The sequence below is a fragment of the ANME-2 cluster archaeon genome, from assembly GCA_019429385.1.
In the GTDB taxonomy this organism is placed as follows: Archaea; Halobacteriota; Methanosarcinia; order Methanosarcinales; family Methanocomedenaceae; genus Methanocomedens_B.
The window spans coordinates 1-6421 of sequence record JAHYIS010000061.1; the positions used below are offsets into that span (position 1 = coordinate 1).

Sequence of the window (6421 nt, forward strand, 5' to 3'; positions counted from 1 at the left end):
GGTTGAACTTGTCACTGTTGGTCCCTGCAATATTGAAATCCCCTTTATCACCCGGGTCCCAGATGTTATCATGTGTCTGGTTTGTAGGTGTACCCCACAACACACCCCCAACAGAATGAAGGAAACCAGGGGGTGTTCCGGTGATTGGCAAATCCATGAGATTCTTTTCCAATGTCTCCCCGTTAATACTTATCAGTATGCTAATTTCAGATACATCAAAGGATTGCCCGCCCCTGTGCACCAGGACCACTTCCTGATTGGACACATCAGTGCTGATGATCTCTATATCGGCAATCACAGGTTCCTTCAGACTATAACTCCCCACCACTGCATATGCAGCAGCAGAAAAGATAACCACTAAAAAGGTTATCAGGATTATCCCTATAACCGGGGATATCCCGCTATCATTATCCATACTCAAGCCGCCCATTCCTATTCCTGCCTGGAGAACAGGATATCAGTGCTCAAGTCTGTATATTACCATCATTCCACCAGTTATCACCAGAAGGATAAGGATAGAAGCAATTACTTTCCTCCAATTCCATCCATCCCGCCTGGTACCATCAACTTCATCTGTTGAGGCTCCAAAACTGATGGCACGGTCAACGTCCAGACGCACTACCTGTTCCAGTAATCCATCCCCGTTAGAAATCCTGACCGTATAATTAATTTTTGGTTTTAATCCGGTAAAAAAATAGGAATTCCCACCACTACTTGAGGCTATTGTCTTTGACCCCTGTAGTACCTCAATACCAGCATCGTTATCAGAACTCACCCAAAGATTTGCATAATCCTTTACCAGTATTGCCTCGCCGTCCCCATATTTCGGGCGCCCGGGCACATCCAGGATGGAAAGTATAGTAGGAGCCACATCTTCCTGTCCATGGATATCACTTACAACGCCGGGAACAATATTGGAAGAAACAATGAACAGCGGCACGGTTAGTGCCTCAGGTGACCCGTAATCTTCTGACGCATGCCCGCCCCTGGCCGCATCAGATGTCTTGAATGCCATGCCGTGGTCAGCGGTAATAACAAGGGCGGTGTTACTTTCCCATGCAACGGTATACAACGGTTCAAGCTTGTGATCAATCCCTTCAATGGTATCTCGATATCCCTCCACTCCGCGGTAATGTCCGCCACTGTCCACCACACCCACATTAATGGTCAGGATATACCTCATACCAGGGTACTGGTTAGACATCAGTGAAACCATATCAGCGGCTGCATCCAGCTCCCAATCCGAATAAGCAACATAACTGTCAATACCGGTCGTCCCTTCCAGATAAACAGGAAGTTTTCGTTCCCAGTATTCAAGTTCGTCTATTATACCGGCCGGGACCTCATTACCATTGACCTGTACCTTAAGAGTAGGTTCAGTAATGGAATTGTCCTCGCTATAGAGAATGACATCCTGTTCGCCTCGCACACCAGAAGCATCACCTTTGTGCATGAGCGCAATAGAGATGAAATCTTCATCTTCGAGCACGTCATAAATAGTAGCGTCAGCATACGCCACCATTTCGGGTTCAGCCCCCGAATAACCGCTCACTATCACCGAATGGGCAGGCCCGGTCCTGGGATCAGGTACGCTAATGTAAGGCAGCAGCACACCTTTTGCAGCAAGGCTGTCCATAAATGAAACATCCGGAGGGATGATAAGACTCCCATCCAGTGCCGCAGGGACCATGCCGGGGCTCACATATCCTGACCCCATGCCGTCCACTATGAGGAGAACCATGTTTTGGGGAGGATTGGTCTCGCTTACCTTGATAGAGGTCTGTGCTGCTCCCAGAGATGTAAAAAACGACACACATAGAAGTAATACTATCACCAGTTTCAGATGCTTCCCCACGATAACCCTCATATTCACAACCACCTAAAATTCAAGTATATTCAGCAGGTCCTGCATCTTAACGATATTATCATTTTCACCAAGGATAAAGGCTATTACTAAAAAGCGGTCATGCGGGTATGCTATTAATTCACCCATCCGGGCATTGTCAACCATGTAACTACCTTTCATGGCAGGTGCCCTGTTGTACTGGGTCTCTGACAATTCCCATGGAATACCACTTTCGGTATAGGAAAAATTCTCAGGGGTCACTGCATAACCAGCCATCTCCGGTGACCTTTTATCAATCACATTGATAACTACCCTGTGATTACCAGGCTTATCGAACATCATGGTCAGTGTTCCTTCACCGCTATAGTTGGTCTTGTAGTTCCAGTCTCCAGTCAGTTTGTCAGGTATGATACGTTCCATGTCAGCTACACCAAGCGGGGACGGCAATAAACTCATCATTGTGGCAGCTGGTTGTGATGGGGGTGCCAGTAATGGCTTCGGACCATCAGCATTGATGAGGAAATATCCTGAAACGGGGATAAATACTACAATAAAAAGTAAGATGGAAGGTATCAACCTGAAAAGCTTCTTTGTTTTCTTTTTTTTCATCGATATACCTGCAGGGTTTTTCAAAATTATTATAGTTATTTTACTCTTTTAGAGGTATTAATGATTACCCTTTGGCAACCCCGATAGGTTTAACCCTGACCACCTTGCGGGCGACATGCAATTCATGCATTACATTCACCACTTCGCTGCTTGATTTATAGACCTCGGGCGCCTCCTCTGCCAACATGGAAGGATGGGTGGCCAGAACCGTAATACCCTTATCAGCCAGCTGTTTCTCAAGTATTTCACCTCTGAATTTCTGCTTGGCTTCACCCCTGCCCATAACCCTCCCCGCGCCGTGGCAGGCCGAGCCGAAGGTCAGCTCCATTGCCCGCTCTGCCCCGTGCAGGATATAGGACGGTGTACCCATGCTGCCGGGGATGAGCACGGGTTGCCCCACTGACCTGTATGCGGCTGGAACGTCGTGATGTCCAGGCGGGAATGCCCGCGTGGCACCTTTACGGTGGACATAGACCGGTTTTTTTACACCGTCTATCTCATGTTCCTCCAGCTTGGCCACGTTGTGGGCAACGTCATATACCAGGTCCATACCCAGGGATTCGGCATCCCTGCCAAAGAACTTCTCAAACGTCTCCCTGACCCAGTGGGTAATGACCTGCCGGTTCGCCCAGGCATAGTTCGCTCCGGCGGCCATGGCCTTGAAATAATCCTGCCCCTCTCGGCTGTTGGCGGGCGCACATGCCAGCTGTTTGTCAGGTAACTTAATACCGTATTTCCGGGATGCCTGCTCCATAACACGCAGGTAATCAGTGCATATCTGGTGCCCGGCACCACGGGAGCCGCAGTGAATCATGATAGTTATCGTGCCTTCCCTGATGCCGTATGCTCTGGCAATCCCGGGTTCGTATATCTTATCCACTTCCTGTATCTCAAGGAAATGGTTACCGCTGCCCAGCGTCCCGAACTGTGGCTTGCCGCGCTTGTGGGCCCTCTCACTCACTTTTCCCGGGTCTGCCGCATCTATGAACCCGCCGTCTTCGCAGTGTTCGATATCAGCCTCCACACCGTACCCGCTCTCTACCGCCCACCGTGCACCATAGGTAAAGGCGTCGTCCAGTTCGCTGCCCGATACCCTGAGCCTGCTCTTGGAACCCACACCTGAAGGGATGGCATTGAACAGCTCGGTCATCAATCCCTTGATGCGCGGCCTGACCTCTCCAATTTCCAGGTCGGTCCTGATGATACGTACACCGCAATTGATATCGAATCCCACACCGCCCGGTGATATGACACCATCCCGGGCATCAAAGGCTGCCACACCGCCGATGGGGAATCCGTACCCGAAATGGGCATCTGGCATGGCCATGGAATATTTCTGGATGCCGGGAAGCGTGGCCACGTTGGCGGTCTGGCGCAGTGTATCCGTCTCAAGGTCGTCCATGAGTTTCTGAGATACGAAAATCCGGCCAGGTACCCTCATACCTTCCTGGAAGTCCATAGGGACCTCATAGATATTCTCATCCACCTTTCGTACGAAATCCTTTGCCTGCTTCTGTGTCATTATAATATTCCCGTTCGTTTATTTTGATTAATATCTGGTGACAAGGTAATAATGGTTGCCATAGGTCAGGTATCCACGATGACGTGGGCACTGTACCCCCCATCTTCTTTTTCAACTTTCAACTGGTGGTAGGTGACCGCTTTCACTTCAGTCTCAAAATTATGGCGCCCGGTGTCTATGCTCTCTCCCGAGGCACTCCCTTTGAGCATGTATATGCTGCCTGTCTTTTCAATGGAGTCGACCTGAAACCGGCTGAATACGAGCTCATCCACTTCGAACAGGTACAGCAGTTCTGAGAGGTAGTCATACAGCAGGTTCTCAAGTCCTTCAGACTCAAGTTCTATGTCAACTGACCTATCAGGTTCCCGTATAGCGTTATGGACAATGACCCCGAACATAGCCTGGGCAGCCTGCTCAAAGGTCTCTTCCAGGGTGGAACCATGTGCTATGAACATGACATCTGCCGGATGGGGAAGGTATTCAAAACGGGGAGTGTTCATGGTGAAATATACGGTGCAGGGTTACGTATAAGTGACTGTTTACTTATTAGATTTATGAAGAATATATCAAAAAGAATTTATCTTATCAATAATTTCCCTGACCAGTATGGCATCCAACCTTGCACCTACAGAAATTAATTCGTTCACAGTTCTTATACCAACTTCAGGAGTTATTATCCCTATTCGCACTGCATTAAAAACTAAGCCCAGGGTTCCTGTGATTGGAATCGATAATGCATGTGCTCCTTGCCGCGCAGTTCGATCATCCAACACTGCTATCACATCATGCTTTTCATCCAGAAGCTGGTAAGCTTTTGCAATAACATCCACTTCTCCCCTTTTGATGTCTTCACCAATAACTGAAGAGATAATTAAAGCATTTGGGACATCATCAAACGTTTCCAACCAATTATTTAATGCATATTCCAAAGCCAGTGCTTCTGGTGAATGTTTTTGCATAACTTCTTTTACAACTTGTACAGGCGTAATAGATTTTCGTCCTGATAATGCAAGTAATTCCAGCTTTCCTATCTTGCCGAGCAAAATAATTGGAGATGCATTGATTACCAGATATTTCATCCAATACGCTCCAGCGTATCTATATCCTGTAAAAAGTCATCTATGGAGTATTGGTGAGGAATCTTTCGCCTATGCGCTTCATCCATCATTCTCGAAAGACTTTTACCAGCCAGCTCTGCTGCTTTCCATAGTGATATATCCCCTTTCTGATAAAGCTGCAGTGCCTGCTCAATAAGTTCTTCTTCAAGGCCTTCATCAATCACTTTTCTCAATATCTGAGACCTGTTGGTATGCTGAAATCTAGCCAACCAATCCAGTTTTGATACTTCATCTTCTGATAGGCGAGTTGTTACCGTTTCCATGCGTAATACATTTGGTGTAATTGTATATACCCTTAATTGAACGGATTTACAAGGTTAATTGTGTCCAAAGTTGACACCTTTCTATCCTTTTTCAACATACACCGTCTGCGATGGGAAGGCTATCTCCACACCCATCTCTTCCAGCATCTGCATGATGCTCAGGTGGAACTCCTCCCTGACCGTGAGATACTCATCCCATACCGTGGTCCTGGTGAAACAATAGACAAAGATGTTCAGGGCATAGTCACCAAAGTCAGTGAAATGTACCATGGAGAAGTTGTGGTCGAAGCGCTGGTCTTCCTTGATCATCTGCTTTATACCATCCACCACTTCAGTCATCTGGGCAGCAGTTGTGGCGTAAGTCACACCCAGGTTGAACTTTATCCTGCGCTTTGTCATTGCAGAATAATTGATTACCCCGTTCTTGATGAACTGGCTGTTGGGAACCGTAACCTGTGCCTGGTCAAATCGCCTAATGCGGGTTGACCGAAAGCCCACTTCTTCAACCGTACCTTCAAAATCCCCTATCTCTATCCAGTCACCCATATGGAAAGGTTTGTCAGAGAAAATGGTAAAGGAGCCGAACAGGTTACTGACGGTATCCTGGGCAGCCAGTGCGAAGGCCAGGCCACCAATTCCCAGTCCTGCCAGCAGGGAAGCGATGTTATAACCAAAGTTGTTCAGTATGAACAGTATGCCCATTGTTATTACGAAGATGCGCAGGCTTTTTACGATGAGGGGGGCAAGCTGGTCATCCAGTTTGCTCTCGGTCTTTTCTGTAACCATGAAGATAAAATGACCCACCAGATCAATGAGCTTGAACAAATAATATAGCAGGATGAATGAAAGTACCAGAATGTATGCATTCTTGACAATAACTCCAACATCGACAACTCCGATGGTTTCCGGGAGTTGCAGGGTGACTATGGCGAAATAAAAACCATGCAGCAATATCAAATAACCTATAGGAGCTTTTGAAGCGTGAACCAGCAGGTCATCAAATTCGGTACTGGTCTTTTGTGTGAGATGGATTAATTTCTTCTCAACAATATGCAGGAAAATG

Annotated in this window: 8 protein-coding genes; all 8 read right to left on the reverse strand. The window is 47.3% G+C overall.

From position 1 onward, the window contains the following. On the reverse strand, positions 1–415 hold a 415-nt coding region (locus tag K0A89_12685; GenBank protein ID MBW6519338.1), incomplete at its 3' end, for a type IV pilin N-terminal domain-containing protein. A gap of 42 nt (positions 416–457) precedes the next feature. Then, positions 458–1867, reverse strand: coding sequence for a sulfatase-like hydrolase/transferase (locus K0A89_12690; GenBank protein ID MBW6519339.1), 1410 nt, complete (start codon positions 1865–1867; stop codon positions 458–460). A 12-nt stretch (positions 1868–1879) separates the two neighbouring features. Then, positions 1880–2455, reverse strand: a complete 576-nt coding sequence (locus K0A89_12695) for a hypothetical protein (GenBank protein ID MBW6519340.1) — start codon at positions 2453–2455, stop codon at positions 1880–1882. A gap of 64 nt (positions 2456–2519) precedes the next feature. Beyond that, the gene (locus tag K0A89_12700; GenBank protein ID MBW6519341.1) at positions 2520–3977 is read right to left on the reverse strand and encodes an RtcB family protein; all 1458 of its coding nucleotides are present in this window, start codon (positions 3975–3977) and stop codon (positions 2520–2522) included. A 65-nt stretch (positions 3978–4042) separates the two neighbouring features. Further along, complete coding sequence (locus K0A89_12705; protein MBW6519342.1) at positions 4043–4477, reverse strand: archease; 435 nt, start codon at positions 4475–4477, stop codon at positions 4043–4045. 66 nt (positions 4478–4543) lie between these two features. Next, positions 4544–5056, reverse strand: coding sequence for a hypothetical protein (locus K0A89_12710; GenBank protein MBW6519343.1), 513 nt, complete (start codon positions 5054–5056; stop codon positions 4544–4546). Next, the gene (locus K0A89_12715; protein MBW6519344.1) at positions 5053–5358 is read right to left on the reverse strand and encodes a UPF0175 family protein; all 306 of its coding nucleotides are present in this window, start codon (positions 5356–5358) and stop codon (positions 5053–5055) included. The genes K0A89_12710 and K0A89_12715 overlap by 4 nt, the downstream gene beginning before the upstream one ends. An 81-nt stretch (positions 5359–5439) precedes the next feature. Then, positions 5440–6421 (reverse strand): mechanosensitive ion channel family protein (locus tag K0A89_12720; GenBank protein MBW6519345.1); only part of this gene is annotated, 982 nt, incomplete at its 5' end.

Bases quoted from the DNA above. Each gene is read 5' to 3' on its own strand.
- K0A89_12705 (MBW6519342.1), bottom strand. From the start codon at position 4,477: ATGAACACTCCCCGTTTTGAATACCTTCCCCATCCGGCAGATGTCATG.
- K0A89_12700 (MBW6519341.1), bottom strand. From the start codon at position 3,977: ATGACACAGAAGCAGGCAAAGGATTTCGTACGAAAGGTGGATGAGAAT.
- K0A89_12695 (MBW6519340.1), bottom strand. From the start codon at position 2,455: ATGAAAAAAAAGAAAACAAAGAAGCTTTTCAGGTTGATACCTTCCATC.
- K0A89_12715 (MBW6519344.1), bottom strand. From the start codon at position 5,358: ATGGAAACGGTAACAACTCGCCTATCAGAAGATGAAGTATCAAAACTG.
- K0A89_12690 (MBW6519339.1), bottom strand. From the start codon at position 1,867: ATGAGGGTTATCGTGGGGAAGCATCTGAAACTGGTGATAGTATTACTT.
- K0A89_12710 (MBW6519343.1), bottom strand. From the start codon at position 5,056: ATGAAATATCTGGTAATCAATGCATCTCCAATTATTTTGCTCGGCAAG.